This is a genomic window from Binatus sp. (SeqCode) (assembly GCF_036522015.1).
Lineage (GTDB): Bacteria > Desulfobacterota > Binatia > Binatales > Binataceae > Binatus.
The window spans coordinates 1-14,494 of the sequence record NZ_DATDGQ010000364.1 but is presented as its reverse complement, the minus strand read 5'-3'; the positions used below and the strand labels follow the sequence as shown (position 1 = coordinate 14,494).

Below are 14,494 nucleotides of genomic sequence, written 5' to 3'. Positions count from 1 at the left end.
TGCCTACCTATCGCCGCGGGAGCACTTTCCGTGAAACGGTCCGTCTCGCGACCTGTCGGTCTGGGATCGATCCGGTCGCGCGAGGTCCTGCCGCCGTTACCGGCATTGAACCCGGTCGAACGGATAGCTCCGATTTACGCCGTCGCAATCGCGGTAGTCGCCGGTGACGCGCTTGGCAACTTTCACCTCGCGCTTCCGTTGTGGATCGCATCCACGCTCGCCGTGGCCGCGCTCGGCGCATTTCTCAGCTCTCGGCGAACGCTCGGTCTTGCGTTCGCATACCTGGCGATCGCGATGACCGCGAATGTCGCGGTCGGGAACATACTCGAGCCGCGGCACGCCGCGCATAGCGTCGCCGCGATGGTGGCCGGTTCGCGCGTTACGATCGAAGGCCGCGTGTATCGCGAGATCGAGCACGAAGCATACGGCGACCGGTTGTACGTCGCGGTCGAGCGAGCCGCCGAGAAGGGCGGGACTCTATCTTCGTCACGAGGCAATGTGCGGATCGCGGTGCTCGGCGGTGGGAGTTTCAAGCTGGGCGATGAAATCAGGCTGAGCGCGCGAGTTCATTTCCCGCGCAACTACGGGAATCCCGGCGAATTCGACTACGCAGGTTTCATGGCGCGCGATGGTATCGACGCCACGATGACCGCGTCGAAGAAATCGCTCGGCTCGCCTGCGTTTCAGATCATCGGGCATCGTTCCAGCTTTCCGTCAAGCCAGATCGAGGCGATTAGAACTCACATCGGCGATTTCTTCGATCGGAACCTCGCCTATCCTGAGAACGCCGAGATGCGCGCGCTGGTGATCGGCGACCAGGGCGAGATTGGCGAGCCGCTGCGGCAGACGTTCGCGCGCACCGGCATGGCGCATCTGCTGGTTATCTCCGGGCTCCACTTGAGCATCGTCGCGGCCGCGATGTTCGCCGCGGTGCGGCTTGCGATGATGCTGTTGCCTGCGCTGGCGAACCGCGGCTACGCGAACAAGGTCGCCGCGCTGGCCGCGATGCTGGCGGTGTGCGCCTACGCGTCGATCGCGGGGCATCACGTTTCGACGGTGCGCGCGCTGGTGATGGTCCTCGCGTACATGCTGGCGGTGGCGATTGATCGTTCGCGCGAAGCGATCGCGTCGTTGGCCCTTGCCGCAATAGTGATCTGCGTCGCGCTGCCCGGCTCGACCGCCGACATCGGCTTTCAGCTCTCGTTCGCGTCGGTGATCGCGATCGTCCTCGGGATGCGTCGATTTGCAGCGTGGTTCGCGCGCCGCCAACGCATTGGGATGCTTCGCGGCGAACCTACCTTGCCTCGGTGGCGATTGCTGGAAGCCGCCAGCGGCTATCTGGCGGTATCGTTCTGGGCGATGGCCGGGACGGCGCCTCTGACCGCGTACCATTTCAACCAGTTTGCGATTGTCGGAATCGTCGCAAACGCCGCAGTAGTGCCGATCATGGCCTTCGGCGCCACGATCAGTGGGCTGGTTGCGGCCGCGTTGAGTTTTGTTTCGGAGTCAGCCGCGCGCCCCATATTGCTCTTCGGGGCGAACGCACTCGGGGCCGGCAACTGGCTGGCCGGGTGGTTCGTCGATTGGCCGATGGCGTGGTTCCGCATCTTCACGCCGACAATTCTCGAACTCACAATCGCGTATGCGTTCCTCGCGATTTGGCTGCTCGCACCACTCGCGGTGGCGATAACCGGAAAGCGATCGCACGAGAAGGTTCCTGACATCGCAAGCTCGCAGGGATTCGGCTGGCGTGCGCGATGCGCGCTCGCGCTCGTTGCAGTGCTGACAATTGACGCGGGCTGCTGGATTTACGACCGCTTTTTCGATCCCGACTTGCGCGTGACGTTCCTGTCGGTCGGCGAAGGCGACGGCGCGATCGTGCGCTTTCCCGGCTCGCGCGTGATGGTGATCGATGGCGGTAGCTCCTACGGCGGTTTCGACGCGGGCGAGAGAATTGTCGCGCCGTACTTGTGGTCGCAGAAAATTATGCACGTGGACTACATCGCGCTTAGTCATCCCGACCTCGACCATTTCGGCGGGCTGGATTTCATCGCGATGAACTTCGCGCCACGCGCGTTCTGGACTACCGGCGTTCGGAGTCTCGACGTGTCGTACGCCCGCCTGATGGAAGACCTCGAGCGCGCCGGGATTCCAAGGGTGCAGGTCGGAGAGACGGCGCCGCTCGCGTCGATCGGCGGCGTTGCGATTTCTTCACTGAATGGCAGCGCGGATCTCGCTAGGACGCAGAACAACAGTTCGATGGTTTTGCGATTCAGTTTCGGCAGGTCGTCATTGTTGTTCACTGGCGATGTCGAGTCGGCCGGCGAGCGCGCGATGCTGGAGGGCCGCCGCGATCTACATGCGACCATCCTCAAGGTTCCGCACCATGGCAGCGCGACTTCCTCGACACCGGCATTGATTGCGGCTGTGCATCCTGAAGCTGTGGTAATCTCGGAAGGCTATTTGAACAATTTTCACTTTCCGGCTGATGCCGTCGTCGAGCGCTACGTCGAAGCGGGCGCCATCCTGATGCGCACCGACCTCGACGGCGCCGTGATAGTTGACGCCACTCCGGATCGAATGACCGTGCGAACCTTCCGCGCGCGCAGCGGTTGGATCAAGATCCTCGCGCCCGAGCGGTGAGTCGCCGGAGCCGGATGAAGGCTGTGACAGACAGTCCGGCAAATACGATCATCTGCGTGGCATGGATCCACAACCACGCATCTGGGCCAGACGGCGCAGCCTCGCTACGGAATACGAGTGTGAAGAAGACCAGCAGTCCGAGGATGTGCACCACCATTCCGGGCAAAATCGATTTGGTCAGGTAGGCCATCACACTGAACGTGAGGCCGGTGAAGAAAAACAGAATCAGCTTGGGCCACAGCACGACGTGCATCGGAGGATGCGGCAGAATCGCGAACAGAATCGCCGTCATCACGATCGCGGCCGGGCCGGAGAACGTTCGTTCCAGCATCGACTGGCAATATCCCCAGAAACCCGCCTGTTCCAGGATCGGCGAGACGAGCGAGCCCATCACGACTGCAAGCGTCGCCGTCAGCCACGGGTATTTCGACATGTCGGGAAGCACGCTGCCGGAGATCGCGGCGAACCCGGACGCCAGTTTCCACCATCCCGTCTGCGCGACGATCGACAGCCCGCCGGCAATCAGCGCCCACGCGAACACGTTGGCCGGCAATGGGTTCGCGCGAAGGCGCTCGCGTCGCGCATGCGACGTGCTCCGCGGCCACCATCTGCCGCCGAGGTATTGCCAGATCAGCCACAGAGCGACGGCCATGACTCCGACCGCCCACGGAATCGCGGGCGTCGTATTGAGATTCGCCGCGATCAGCGCCGACCAGACGCCCTGGCCAAAGAGCGCGATGAAAATTCCCAGAATAGCCGCCCAGGCTGCCGTCAAGATTCTGCTGTACCACGGGCGGGTCGCGGTCAGGTTGCTCATGGCCGTCCATCATGCAACACGGGCGTTCGGTCGGGAAGCGCAATCTTTTATATCAAATGTTGTCGGAACGTCGAGTCAGAACAGCCGTTCAGAGCGTTACGTAAAATCCGCACGCGATTCTATCGACCACGCCCATCACTCTGAGCTACCTTATGAATCGAGATGGATCTGCAACTCTCTGAAGCGCAACGCGGCGCGCGCGACGTTGCGCGACGCTTCGCCCGCGAGAAGCTCGGGCCGATCGGCGTCGAGGCCGACCGCTCGCACCGATACCCGGCCGAAGCGATCGACGAACTTGCCAGGCTAGGAATGCTCGGCATCTTCCTGCCCGAAGAATACGGCGGCGCCGGCCTCGATCACGTCGCGTATTCGCTGGTGCTCGAGGAGCTCGCGGTCGAATGCGCTTCGACTGCGGTCATCATGTCGGCGCATTGCTCGCTCGCGTCGTGGCCGATTCTCGGACTCGGCACCGCCAAGCAAAAGAATCACTTTCTGCCGAAGATGGCGACCGGAAGCTGGCTCGGATGCTTCGCGCTCACCGAACCGCAGGCCGGTTCCGACGCGGCTGGTCAGAAGACGCGCGCGGTGCGCGACGGCGACTCGTATGTGATCAACGGCACCAAGAATTTCATTACCAACGCGCCGCAATCGAAGGTGGCAATCGTGTTTGCGATGACCCAGGCCGACAAAGGGCATCATGGGATCAGCGCGTTTGCGGTCGAGACCGATACGCCGGGATGGGCGGTCACGCGGGTCGAAGACAAAATGGGAATTCACGGCGCGCATTCGGCGCAGTTGAGTTTCTCGGATATGCGCGTGCCGCGCGAGAATCTGCTGCTCGAGGAAGGGCAGGGTTTCAAGGTTGCGATGAAAACGCTCGACGGCGGCAGAATCGGGATCGCGTCGCAGGCACTGGGGATCGCACGCGCATCGCTCGAGGCGTCGTTGAAGTACGCGCAGGAACGGCTGACGTTCGGCAAGCCGATCGCGCAGTACCAGGCGATTCAGTGGAAGCTCGCCGACATGGCGGTCGAGATCGACGCGGCGCGCCTGTTGACGCATCGCGCGGCCACGCTGAAGGATCGCGGCGAGGCGTGCACCAAGGAATCCGCGATGGCGAAGCTGTTCGCCGCCGAGACCGCGATGAAATCCGCGACCGAAGCCGTGCAGATTCATGGCGGCTACGGCTACACCAAGGAATTCAAGGTCGAGCGCTTTTTCCGCGACGCCAAGATCACGGAGATTTACGAGGGGACGTCGGAGATTCAGCGCCTCGTGATCGCGGGCAGTGTGCTCGAAAACCGGTGAGGCAGAAATCGGTGAGGACTATACGGTGAGCAACAAGAAGAAATGGCTCGATACGACCTACAAGCGGGCCAGCGAGCGACCGGTGCGGTTCTCGACCGTGTCCGACATGGAGCTCGACCCGCTCTACACACCTGACGACGTTACCAGCTCCTACGACGACGCGCTCGGCAATCCCGGCGAGTTTCCGTACACGCGCGGTGTATACGGCTCGATGTATCGCGGGCGGTTGTGGACGATGCGTCAGTTTGCCGGCTTCGGACTCGCCGAGGACACCAACGCGCGCTTCCACTTTTTGCTGGGCCAGGGCCAGGACGGACTCTCGACCGCATTCGACATGCCGACACTGATGGGCTACGACGCCGACCACGAACGCGCACTCGGCGAAGTGGGACGCGAGGGCGTGTCGGTCTCGACGGTTTACGACATGGCGGCGCTGTTCGATCGAATTCCGCTCGACCGGGTCTCCACCTCGATGACGGTAAATTGTTCGGCGTCGATCCTGCTCGCGATGTACCTGGTGGTGGCCGAGCGCAACGGAATTCCGTGGGAGCGCGTCGGCGGCACCATTCAGAACGACATGCTCAAGGAGTACATCGCGCAGAAAGAATGGATTTGCCCGCCACGCCCGGCGCTGCGAATCGTCACCGACATGATCGAGTTCTGCGCGCGCAAAGTTCCGCGCTGGCACGCCGTGTCGATCTCCGGTTATCACATCCGCGAGGCCGGCTCGACCGCGGTGCAGGAGCTGGCGTTCACGATTGCCGACGGTATCTGCTACGTCGATGAGGCGGTCAAGCGCGGAATCGCCGTCGATGACTTCGCGCAGCGGCTGTCGTTCTTCTGGAATCTGCACAACGATTTTCTCGAAGAGATCGCCAAGCTGCGCGCCGCGCGCCGAATGTGGGCGCGAATCATGAAAGATCGATTCGGTGCGAAGAATCCGAAGTCGATGATGCTCCGAACGCATGCGCAGACTGCGGGCGCCTCGCTGACCGCGCAACAGCCGATCAACAACGTGGTGCGCGTTGCGATCCAGGCGCTGGCCGGAGTGCTCGGCGGAATCCAGTCGTTGCATACCAATTCGATGGACGAGACGCTCGCGCTGCCGACCGAGCAGGCCGTGATGGTCGCGCTGCGCACGCAGCAGGTCATCGCCGAAGAGACCGGCGTGACGAATACGATCGATCCTTTCGGCGGCAGCTACGCAGTCGAGGCGCTGACCGACCGGATGGAACGCGAAGCCAACGATTATATTCGGCGCATCGATGAGATGGGCGGGATGGTCAAAGCAATCGAGACGGGCTATCCGCAGCGCGAGATCGCCGAGTCCGCATTTCACTTTCAGCGGCAGCTCGAGCAGGGAATCAAGACCGTGGTCGGAGTCAACAAGTATTCGATTCCTGAAGAAATTCCGATCGCGACGCTCAAGATTGATCCAGAGATCGAGGAGCGGCAGATTCAGCGCGTGAGGAAAGTGAAACGCGAGCGAAATTCCGTCGCCGTCAGGGAAGCGCTCGCGCGGGTTTCGGAGGCGTGTCGCTCGGGCGAGAATTTGATGGGACCGATTTGCGAGGCGGTGCGCCGCGACGCGACCGTCGGCGAGGTTTCCGATATATTTCGCGCCGAGTTCGGCGTGTATACAGATCCAGGCTGGATTTAACTGATGGCAGAAAAGAGACTAAGAATTCTGGTCGCGAAACCCGGACTCGACGGTCACGATCGCGGCGCGAAAATTATCGCACGCGCGCTGCGTGACGGCGGCTTCGAGGTCATCTATACCGGACTGCATCAAACGCCCGAAATGATCGCGGAGGCCGCCGTGCAGGAAGACGCCGACGCGGTCGGGCTCAGCGTCCTGTCGGGCGCGCACATGACTCTGTTCCCCGAGGTGATGCGCCTGCTCAAAGAGCGCGGCGCCGGCGAGGTCGCGGTGTTCGGCGGCGGGATCATTCCCGACGACGACGCGGTCAAGCTCAAGCAGATCGGCGTGCGGCAAATCTTCACTCCGGGCGCATCGACTGAAGACATCGTCAAGTGGGTACGCGAGAACGTCGCAGCCCGCACTTAGGTTCAAATGAATTTCGATCTGACCGAAGAGCAGCGGCGCATCCGCGAGACGCTGACCGACTTCGCCGAGCGCGAGATCAAACCGCACTCGACCAGGTGGGACAAGGAAGAGAGCTTCCCAAGGCATATTGTCGAGCAGCTCGGGCAGCTCGGGTTTCTGGGCGTCGCGTTTCCGGAAAAGTTCGGCGGCGGCGGCGCGGATACTCTCTCGCAGGTGCTCGTGGTCGAGGGGCTCTCGCGTTACGACGCGTCGATCGGCCTGACCTGCGCGGCGCATATGTCGCTCTCGACCGGACATATCGCGCGATTCGCGTCGGACGAGCAGCGCGATCATTACGTTCCCGACATGCTGCAGGCGAAGAAGCTCGGCGCCTGGTGCCTGACCGAGCCGAGCTCGGGTTCGGATGCGGCCGCGATGCATACGAAGGCCACGCGCGTCGGCGATAACTATTCGATCACCGGCTCGAAGATGTTCATCACCAACGGGACCGTCGCCGACGTGTATGTCGTGATGGCGATCACCGACCAGGCGCGTGGGCGCGACGGCGTGTCTGCATTCATCGTCGATCGCGGCACTGCGGGACTCTCGAACGGGAAAAAAATTGAGAAGCTCGGACTGCGCGCGTCCGACACCGCCGAGGTCATCTTTGAAAACGTCACCGTTCCGGCGCGCAACCTGGTCGGTGAGCTCGGCGCAGGGTACCGGCAGACGCTCAAGGTACTCGAAGCGGGGCGTATCGGAATCGCGGGCTTCGCAGCGGGAATCGCGCGCGGCGGATTCGAGGAAGCGCGCGCGTACGCGCTCGAACGGGGGCAGTTCGGCAAGAAAATCGCCGAGTTCCAGGCAATCCAGTGGATGTTCGCCGACATGGCGACGAGAATCGACGCGTCGTGGGTGCTGATCTGTCGCGCTGCCGCACTCAAGGACGCGGGCAAGCCGTTTGCGCGCGAGGCTGCGATGGCGAAGCTGTTCGCGTCGGAAACCGCGATGTGGTCGACGATTAAAGCCGTGCAGATTCACGGCGGCTACGGCTACGTCACCGATTTCCCGGTCGAGCGTTACATGCGCGACGCCAAGCTTTCGGAAATCGGCGAGGGCACCAGCGAAGTGCAGCGCATGATCATCGCCAAGTCGCTGCTGCGCGACGGCTACCTGCCCGCCTGATCGATCAATCTTCCAACAGATCTTCGCGGATGATTGCCAGTTCATTGGCCTCGAGGCCGATGACCTCACGCATGAATCCTTCGATGCCGCCGTTTTCGTCGATCAGTTCGAAGACCGGGTCGAGTTGCTCGGCGGCGAGCGGAATCTTCTTGAAGACCAGGTTGCTTTCGAGGAAATCGGCGACGATTCGATTGCGTTCAACGCCGAGCATCGACAGCAGCATCGCGGCGCCGACTCCCGTGCGGTCGCGGCCGGCGGAGCAATGGAAGAGCAGCGGGTAAACGTCGCGCTCGGCGAGCAGCTTGAAGAACCGGAGCCAGTCGGCGCGGAAGTGCATCACGAGCGCGAGATGTTCGCGGCCGGGTTGGGGCGCCACGCGCGTGTAGCCCTGGTCGTTGAACCATTCGTCGCCCATCGGAATGTGTTCCCATCGTATGCCGTGACGTGAAGCGGGGACGGGCGCGCCCAGGTGCTTCACTTCGGCGCGGCTCTGGAGCGTGACGAGGGTGCTGAGCTTTAGCTGGCTGATCGGACTTTCGGGTGGGACCTCGGCGAGATGCGACGAGCGAAATATCTTGCCGATACGGACGCGGCGGTTGCGGGCTGCGGGGTGGCCACCGAGGTCGCGGAAATTCTGCGCGGCATATTCGCGCAGCAAGTCGAAGTCCACGACGACGCGGGTCTTTTCAGCTTTTGCGGTCGCGTCAGTGTCGTTGTTTTTATTTTTCGACAAGTGATTCAGCCTTGCGTATCTCCAACAAGCTTAACAGGCTGCGGCGGGTCGATAGAAGGTGAACCATCTGGCGTGAGCCCTTGTCTCGTGCACTGCGGTCGGTTAATAGACTGGAGTCTAGTTGTATGGCCGAGTATATCGACAGCTCCAGTGTTCGTGCAGGTGCGGCGACGCCGGTTTCGCGTCGCGAGCGCAAGAAAGGGCGCACTCGCGCTGACATTTACAACGCCGCGATGAACCTGTTTCTGCGGCGCGGTTTCGATTCCGTTACGATCGAGGATGTCTGCGACGCCGCGGACGTGGCGCGCGCGACTTTCTTCCTGCATTTTCCAGCCAAGGAAGCTTTGCTTATCGAGTATGGCGAGCGCGCCAACGACGAGCTCGCGGCTGCGATTGGCGCCTACCGCGGCAGCGCCACCGCGACGCTTCGCATGGCGCTCAAGCTGCTCGCCGAGCGCGCCGCGCGGCATCCCGATGTGGTCCGGCTGGTGATGCGCGAAGTGATGGCGCGGCCGCGCGTGCTCAGCGAACACGACGAAAGCACCGCCGACCTGATCAATCTTCTGGCGGCGGTCATCCGGCGCGGTCAGAAGGCGGGTGAGTTCCGGCGGCGGACGCAGCCGACGGTGGCTGCGCTCACCGCGTGCGCGGCGTTCTTCGCGCTCATCTACACGTGGGTGCTGCATGACGGGAAGATCGACATCGAGGCTGCGGTGGCCGAGACTTTGGACATTATTTTGAACGGGCTGAGCGAGAAGAAAATCAGACGCGGATAATCTCCGACGTCGATCAGAAGGACAAACATCTAGATGGCAAACACTCATGCGATTGTGATCGGCGGCAGCATGGCGGGGCTTTGTGCTGCGCGCGTGCTCGCAAAGTCTTATGACAAGGTAACCGTCATCGATCGCGACGCTTATCCCGCCGGTGCCCATGAGCGGCCGGGAGTTCCGCAGAGCAGACATGTTCATGCGCTGCTGATGCGCGGGCGGCTCGAGCTCGATCGGCTGTTTCCGGGTTTCGAGAAAACGATGCTCGGGCATGGTGCGATCGAGATAAATTTCGGCCGTGACTTCGCCGCGCTCAGAGCGGACGGATGGGCCGAGCGGCGTCCGAACTCGATCACGACGCTGTTCGCGAGCCGCGTGTTGATAGAAGCGACTGTGCGCGAGTTGCTTCGACGTATCCCAAACATCGAGCTGATTGAACGGGCCGAGGCGGTCGGCCTCGAAACTGTTCGCGGTGCGGCGCTTCGGGTCAGCGGAGTAAGGGTGAATCCGCGCGACGGGGGCGCAGCGTTTACGCTGAACGGCGACCTGATCGTCGATGCGACCGGCCGCACCACAAAGATTCCGTCATGGATCGAAGCGATGGGCCTGCCGTCGCCGCCCGAGACGGTGGTCGATTCGCATACCGGGTACGCGTCGCGATGGTACAAGACGAATCCTGAACGCCATCCGAAGGCTTGGTGGTGGAAGGGAGTCTGGATTGATCCGATCGCGGTAGATGCTTCGACCGCCGGTGTGCTGTTTCCGGTCGAAAACAATCGAATGATTGTCTCGTTGGCGGGGATCGGAGGGAACTACCCGCCGAGCGACGAGGCTGAATTTACCGCCAAGCTCGCGCAACTCCGTTCGCCGATAATCGCCGAGGAAGTCGCGCTGGCTGAACCGATGTCGCAGGTTTATTCCTACCGTCAGATGGCTAATCGCTGGCGGCACTACGAAAAGTGGGACGCGAGACTCGACGGCTTCGTCGCGCTCGGCGACTCGTCGTGCGCGTTCAATCCGGTTTACGGACAAGGGATGACGTCGGGCGCCTTGTCGGCATTGATGCTCGGCGAGTGCCTCGAACAGAACGGAATCAACGACCTCGAAGTCCCGCGAAAGTTTTTCAAGGCGCAGGCCCGTTTCCAGGCCGAGCCGTGGGGACTCGCGACGGCCTCTGATTTCCGGGTTCCCGGTACCGAAGGCAGGCGTCCGATGATGAGCAGGGTGCTCGATCCGATGCTTGGGAAAATGTTCCAGGTCGCGAACGAGGATCCGGCGATCGGCGAGCGCATCGGTGAAGTGATCAACATGATGAAGCCGCCGTCCGCACTGTTCGAACTGTCGCTACTTAAGCTTGTCGCGAAGGCCTGGTCGCGCAGGTTGCTTAAGGGCAGGCAGCAGCCGAAGGAAGCGGCGGCGATGCCGCCATTGGCGCTAGGAGCTGAGGGTTAGGCTCGAAGGAAGGGGAAGACACTTGACGTATAGGGAATAGCTACTGCTGGTTTTGTTGGTTGGAGGGGTTCTTGGGATCTACGGGTCGAGGATCGGGTAGCGGTTCGATTTGCAATTCTACCGACATCAGTTGTTTGCCGCCGCGACTTCTATATACGCCGCGCATAGGTGGTACGTCGGAGTAGTCGCGGCCGACAGCTACTCTGATGTGGCGCTCGTCTACCATACATCCGTTGGTTGGATCGAAACCGGTCCAGCCTAACCCCGGTAGTAGAGCTTCGAGCCATGCGTGGCTTGCTTGCGCGCCTAAGGTCTCGACGGTGGATTCCGCAGCGGGGCCCAGGTAGCCGGAGACGTAGCGGGATGGGATGCCGGCGAGGCGGAGCACTCCTATGGTGAGATGCGCAAAGTCCTGGCATACGCCGCCGCCTACGGTGAGAATTTCATCGGCGGTTGAGTGCACCTTTGTCATTCCCGGTTCGTAAACGAACTGATCGCGGATGAAGGCTACGATTCGGTTTGCATAAGCGGCGACATCTTCGGAAGGATCGGGTTTCGCCAGCCAGAAGAACTTACGCATCGGGCCGCTGAACGGAACATGGCGGCTGGCGTTCAGGAAATCATATTCGAGTCGATTGCGCGCATGATCATCGATCAGGTACTCGCCGAACGGCAAAGATATCGCGGCCGGCTGCGGAGCATTCACGCGCTCGACCAGCGATCTAGCCGTGACGATTAGCTCGGGGTGCGGATCGTGGATCGAGAATCCGCACACCCGATTGCCGTAGTAGTCATCGTATTCAAACCTTGAAGTGTCGGGGGTGAGATCCAGATCAAACTCGACGCATCGCTGATTTACGCCCTCGAGCGGGCGCATTCGCACCTCGTTGTGCGAATCATAGGCGGGCGCCTGGTACTCGAAGCGGGTGGTGTGACGGATCCGCAGCAGCATCGCGTCAACTCAATCGATCCTGAGGTAGCGTTGAAAGACCTCGTCACCCAGCGCGGCGCATCCGTCCTGGATCTGGAGCAAAAACTGGTGCAGGCCGGATTTGATCACCTCGAGCGAGCGCTTCGACTGCATCAGCGCCAGGAGTTCTTCCAGCTGCGACGAAGGAGGTGACGGCTCCGGCGCCTGGCGCTTGATGCGGTTGAGCGAAGTTTCGAGCATCGCGAGCGCGAATCGGGCTGAACGCGGAAAGGTCGGATCGAAGAGCAGGATCTCGACGACGTTGTCGATTCTGATCGAATTGCCAAAGCGTTTGCGATAGGCCTCGAGGCCCGAGGCACTGCGCAGCACTGCCGCCCACTGCAGGATGTCGAGCGAGCCGCCGACGTCTTCCAGGCGTGGCAGCAGGAAATGGTACTTGACGTCGAGCATCCGCGAGACGTCCTCGGTGCGCTCGAGCATGATGCCGAGTTGCATGAAGTCGTAGCCGATGTCGCGTGGGATGGTGCTCTGGCGGATACCGGACAGGCGATAGAAGTGGTCCTTAAGATCGGCGAAGAACGCGAAGACGCCGGGCGAGATGAAAAGTTCGGGCGTCCACTCCTGCGCGTTCAGGTAGAGCGTGTTGAGATCGAGCCAAAGCTCCGACGAGATGTAGTGGCGGAGCGAGATGGCGTTGTTGCGCGCGGTGTTGATGCAACTGCGAATCGAATTGGGATTGTCGGTGTCGAGCGCGAAGAAGTTGAGGATCGAAGCATCATCGGCGGTGGCGTAAGACTCGGCGAAGAGTTCGCGCTCGCCGAAAATCGCGAGCAGCGGCGCCCACGGTTGTGCGTCGCGCGGCGGGCTCTCGATTAAGAGATGATAGTTGACGTCGAGCAGGCGTGCGCGCCACTCGGCTCGTTCCAGATTGCAAGCGGTCCAAAAGAGATGACTCGCGATTCGCCGGAGCATCAGGCCTCGAGTACCCAGGTGTCCTTGCTGCCGCCGCCTTGCGAAGAATTCACGATCAACGAACCCTCGCGCAACGCGACGCGGGTCAGACCCCCGGCGAGCACGCGCGGTTTTGCTCCGAGCAGTACAAACGGGCGAAAGTCGATGTGCCGCGGCATCATCTTCGTCTCGCCTGCAGCGCCATTGTGAATGATCGTGGGATGGACCGAGAGCGAGATCACCGGCTGCGCGATGAAAGCCGACGGATCGTTGATAATTCGTTCGCGCGACTCCGCGAGCTCCTTTTCGCTGGCCTTGGGACCGATGACGACGCCGTAGCCGCCGGACGCGCCGGTGGGTTTGACGACGTAGCGCTCGAGATTGTTGAGCACTTGCTCGCGAACTTCCGGATCACGCAATAGAAAGGTCTCGACGATGGGAAGGATCGGTTCCTCGGCCAGATAGTAACGAACCATCGCGGGCGTGTACGCGTAAACCGCCTTGTCATCGGCGACTCCCGTGCCGACGCCATTGGCGATGGCCGCGTTTCCCGCGCGCAGCACCGCGGTGAGGCCGGCAACCCCGAGCAGAGAATCCGGACGAAAGATAAGAGGGTCCAGGAAGTCGTCGTCGATGCGGTGATAGAGGACGTCGATTTGGCGGAGCCCGTGAACGTCCTTCATGTAGAGTTTGCGATCGACGCAAACCAGGTCCTGGCCCTCGACCAGTTCGATGCCCATCTGCTGCGAGAGAAAAACGTGCTCGAAGAAAGCCGAGTTGAAGGGGCCGGGCGTGAGCAGCGCGATGGTGGGATTGGATTTGCCGCTGGGCGACATTTCCATCAGGCATTGCAGCAGGTCGGCGGGGTAACGCTCGACGCTGCGGACGCGCGACGCGCGCATCAAAGTAGGAACCAGGCGCGTCATCACGACGCGATTTTCGATCACGTAGGAAACGCCGCTTGGAGTGCGCACGTTGTCTTCGAGGACGTAGAAGCGGCCGTCGGCGCCGCGGACGAGATCGATTCCGGCGACGGTGACGAAGTTGCCAAGCGGCGGCTTGATGCCGACGGCGGCGCGGCGAAACTGCGGGCATCCGAGCACCAGATCGCGCGGGACGACACCGTCGGAGAGGATGCACCCGTCGCCGTAAACGTCGGTGAGGAACGCGTTGAGGGCGCGTACTCGTTGAATCAGGCCGGCCTCGAGCGTCGCCCACGTGGCGGCGTCGATGACTCGCGGAATCGGATCGAACGGGAAGATGCGCTCGGAGCCGTCGGCGGCGCCGTACACATTGAAGGTCACGCCCATGCGGCGGAACATCCGGTCGGCGCGCGCGCAGATTTCGGTAAACTGCGCCGGCGGCATCGAGAACATCGCCTCGATGACGTGCTCACAGCCGACCCGCGGCTGGCTCGATAGATCGAGCATCTCGTCGAAAACGCTCGCGTCGGTCTTGTACGCCGCCCAAACGGGCACCGCCTTGCCTGTTTCAGAAACAGTCGAATCCATCGAAGGTCACCCTATCGCCGTAGCTGGCGCGGATTTCATCATCGCCGGCACGGCCGATGTCATTTTAAGAGCAATCGACGGGCCACGATCAGGCGGGAATCTCAGCAGCGCTCTGCGCGAGGTAGGCTTGGTAGTCTGGGTCAGTC

The 14,494-nt window shown here is 61.9% G+C and carries 12 protein-coding genes; 7 read left to right on the top strand and 5 right to left on the bottom strand.

What is annotated here, in order from left to right; translation table 11 throughout:
- Nucleotides 1-30: 30 nt before the first annotated feature.
- A complete protein-coding gene (locus VIW95_RS15470; protein ID WP_331588146.1) occupies nucleotides 31-2,643 on the top strand; it encodes a DNA internalization-related competence protein ComEC/Rec2 in 2,613 nt (870 codons plus the stop codon).
- Here VIW95_RS15470 and VIW95_RS15465 read toward each other — a convergent pair.
- A complete protein-coding gene (locus tag VIW95_RS15465; protein WP_331588144.1) occupies nucleotides 2,618-3,460 on the bottom strand; it encodes a CPBP family intramembrane glutamic endopeptidase in 843 nt (280 codons plus the stop codon). The genes VIW95_RS15470 and VIW95_RS15465 overlap by 26 nt on opposite strands.
- 162 nt (nucleotides 3,461-3,622) lie before the next feature.
- Between VIW95_RS15465 and VIW95_RS15460 the strand changes: the two genes are divergently transcribed.
- Genes VIW95_RS15460 through VIW95_RS15445 form a run of 4 tightly spaced genes read left to right on the top strand, consistent with a single transcriptional unit; the run spans nucleotide 3,623 to nucleotide 8,000 of the window.
- Nucleotides 3,623-4,768, top strand: coding sequence for an acyl-CoA dehydrogenase (locus VIW95_RS15460; RefSeq protein ID WP_331588141.1), 1,146 nt, complete (start codon nucleotides 3,623-3,625; stop codon nucleotides 4,766-4,768).
- A 25-nt stretch (nucleotides 4,769-4,793) separates the two neighbouring features.
- Nucleotides 4,794-6,428 (top strand): methylmalonyl-CoA mutase family protein, encoded by a 1,635-nt coding sequence (locus tag VIW95_RS15455; RefSeq protein WP_331588140.1) that lies wholly within the window; start codon nucleotides 4,794-4,796, stop codon nucleotides 6,426-6,428.
- A gap of 3 nt (nucleotides 6,429-6,431) precedes the next feature.
- A complete protein-coding gene (locus VIW95_RS15450; protein WP_331588138.1) occupies nucleotides 6,432-6,836 on the top strand; it encodes a cobalamin B12-binding domain-containing protein in 405 nt (134 codons plus the stop codon).
- A gap of 6 nt (nucleotides 6,837-6,842) precedes the next feature.
- Nucleotides 6,843-8,000 carry an acyl-CoA dehydrogenase family protein gene (locus tag VIW95_RS15445; protein WP_331588136.1) on the top strand — a complete coding sequence of 386 codons (1,158 nt, stop codon included), beginning with the start codon at nucleotides 6,843-6,845 and terminating at the stop codon, nucleotides 7,998-8,000.
- 4 nt (nucleotides 8,001-8,004) lie between these two features.
- Here the strand turns inward: VIW95_RS15445 and VIW95_RS15440 are convergent, their stop codons facing one another.
- Complete coding sequence (locus VIW95_RS15440; RefSeq protein ID WP_331588133.1) at nucleotides 8,005-8,733, bottom strand: tyrosine-protein phosphatase; 729 nt, start codon at nucleotides 8,731-8,733, stop codon at nucleotides 8,005-8,007.
- 125 nt (nucleotides 8,734-8,858) lie between these two features.
- Here VIW95_RS15440 and VIW95_RS15435 point away from each other — a divergent pair, with 125 nt between their 5' ends.
- Together VIW95_RS15435 and VIW95_RS15430 are read left to right on the top strand one after the other, a co-directional pair.
- Entirely contained in the window at nucleotides 8,859-9,509 is a 651-nt protein-coding gene (locus VIW95_RS15435; protein ID WP_331588131.1) for a TetR/AcrR family transcriptional regulator, read from the top strand.
- A gap of 33 nt (nucleotides 9,510-9,542) precedes the next feature.
- Nucleotides 9,543-10,955 carry an FAD-dependent oxidoreductase gene (locus VIW95_RS15430; protein ID WP_331588129.1) on the top strand — a complete coding sequence of 471 codons (1,413 nt, stop codon included), beginning with the start codon at nucleotides 9,543-9,545 and terminating at the stop codon, nucleotides 10,953-10,955.
- Nucleotides 10,956-10,995: 40 nt separating this feature from the next.
- Here VIW95_RS15430 and VIW95_RS15425 read toward each other — a convergent pair whose 3' ends face one another.
- The 3 genes from VIW95_RS15425 to VIW95_RS15415 are packed head-to-tail and all read right to left on the bottom strand — an operon-like array spanning nucleotide 10,996 to nucleotide 14,348.
- Complete coding sequence (locus VIW95_RS15425; RefSeq protein ID WP_331588127.1) at nucleotides 10,996-11,907, bottom strand: transglutaminase family protein; 912 nt, start codon at nucleotides 11,905-11,907, stop codon at nucleotides 10,996-10,998.
- Between the two features lie 9 nt (nucleotides 11,908-11,916).
- Nucleotides 11,917-12,858 (bottom strand): alpha-E domain-containing protein, encoded by a 942-nt coding sequence (locus tag VIW95_RS15420; protein ID WP_331588125.1) that lies wholly within the window; start codon nucleotides 12,856-12,858, stop codon nucleotides 11,917-11,919.
- Nucleotides 12,858-14,348, bottom strand: a complete 1,491-nt coding sequence (locus tag VIW95_RS15415) for a circularly permuted type 2 ATP-grasp protein (protein ID WP_331588123.1) — start codon at nucleotides 14,346-14,348, stop codon at nucleotides 12,858-12,860. Before VIW95_RS15415 ends, VIW95_RS15420 begins: the two co-directional genes overlap by 1 nt.
- Nucleotides 14,349-14,494: the final 146 nt, after the last annotated feature.

What these genes read in the sequence shown, in the direction of transcription:
- VIW95_RS15465 (WP_331588144.1), bottom strand. Translation starts at nt 3,460, where the DNA reads ATGAGCAACCTGACCGCGACCCGCCCGTGGTACAGCAGAATCTTGACG.
- VIW95_RS15460 (WP_331588141.1), top strand. Translation starts at nt 3,623, where the DNA reads ATGGATCTGCAACTCTCTGAAGCGCAACGCGGCGCGCGCGACGTTGCG.
- VIW95_RS15450 (WP_331588138.1), top strand. Translation starts at nt 6,432, where the DNA reads ATGGCAGAAAAGAGACTAAGAATTCTGGTCGCGAAACCCGGACTCGAC.
- VIW95_RS15445 (WP_331588136.1), top strand. Translation starts at nt 6,843, where the DNA reads ATGAATTTCGATCTGACCGAAGAGCAGCGGCGCATCCGCGAGACGCTG.
- VIW95_RS15435 (WP_331588131.1), top strand. Translation starts at nt 8,859, where the DNA reads ATGGCCGAGTATATCGACAGCTCCAGTGTTCGTGCAGGTGCGGCGACG.
- VIW95_RS15430 (WP_331588129.1), top strand. Translation starts at nt 9,543, where the DNA reads ATGGCAAACACTCATGCGATTGTGATCGGCGGCAGCATGGCGGGGCTT.
- VIW95_RS15425 (WP_331588127.1), bottom strand. Translation starts at nt 11,907, where the DNA reads ATGCTGCTGCGGATCCGTCACACCACCCGCTTCGAGTACCAGGCGCCC.
- VIW95_RS15420 (WP_331588125.1), bottom strand. Translation starts at nt 12,858, where the DNA reads ATGCTCCGGCGAATCGCGAGTCATCTCTTTTGGACCGCTTGCAATCTG.
- VIW95_RS15415 (WP_331588123.1), bottom strand. Translation starts at nt 14,348, where the DNA reads ATGGATTCGACTGTTTCTGAAACAGGCAAGGCGGTGCCCGTTTGGGCG.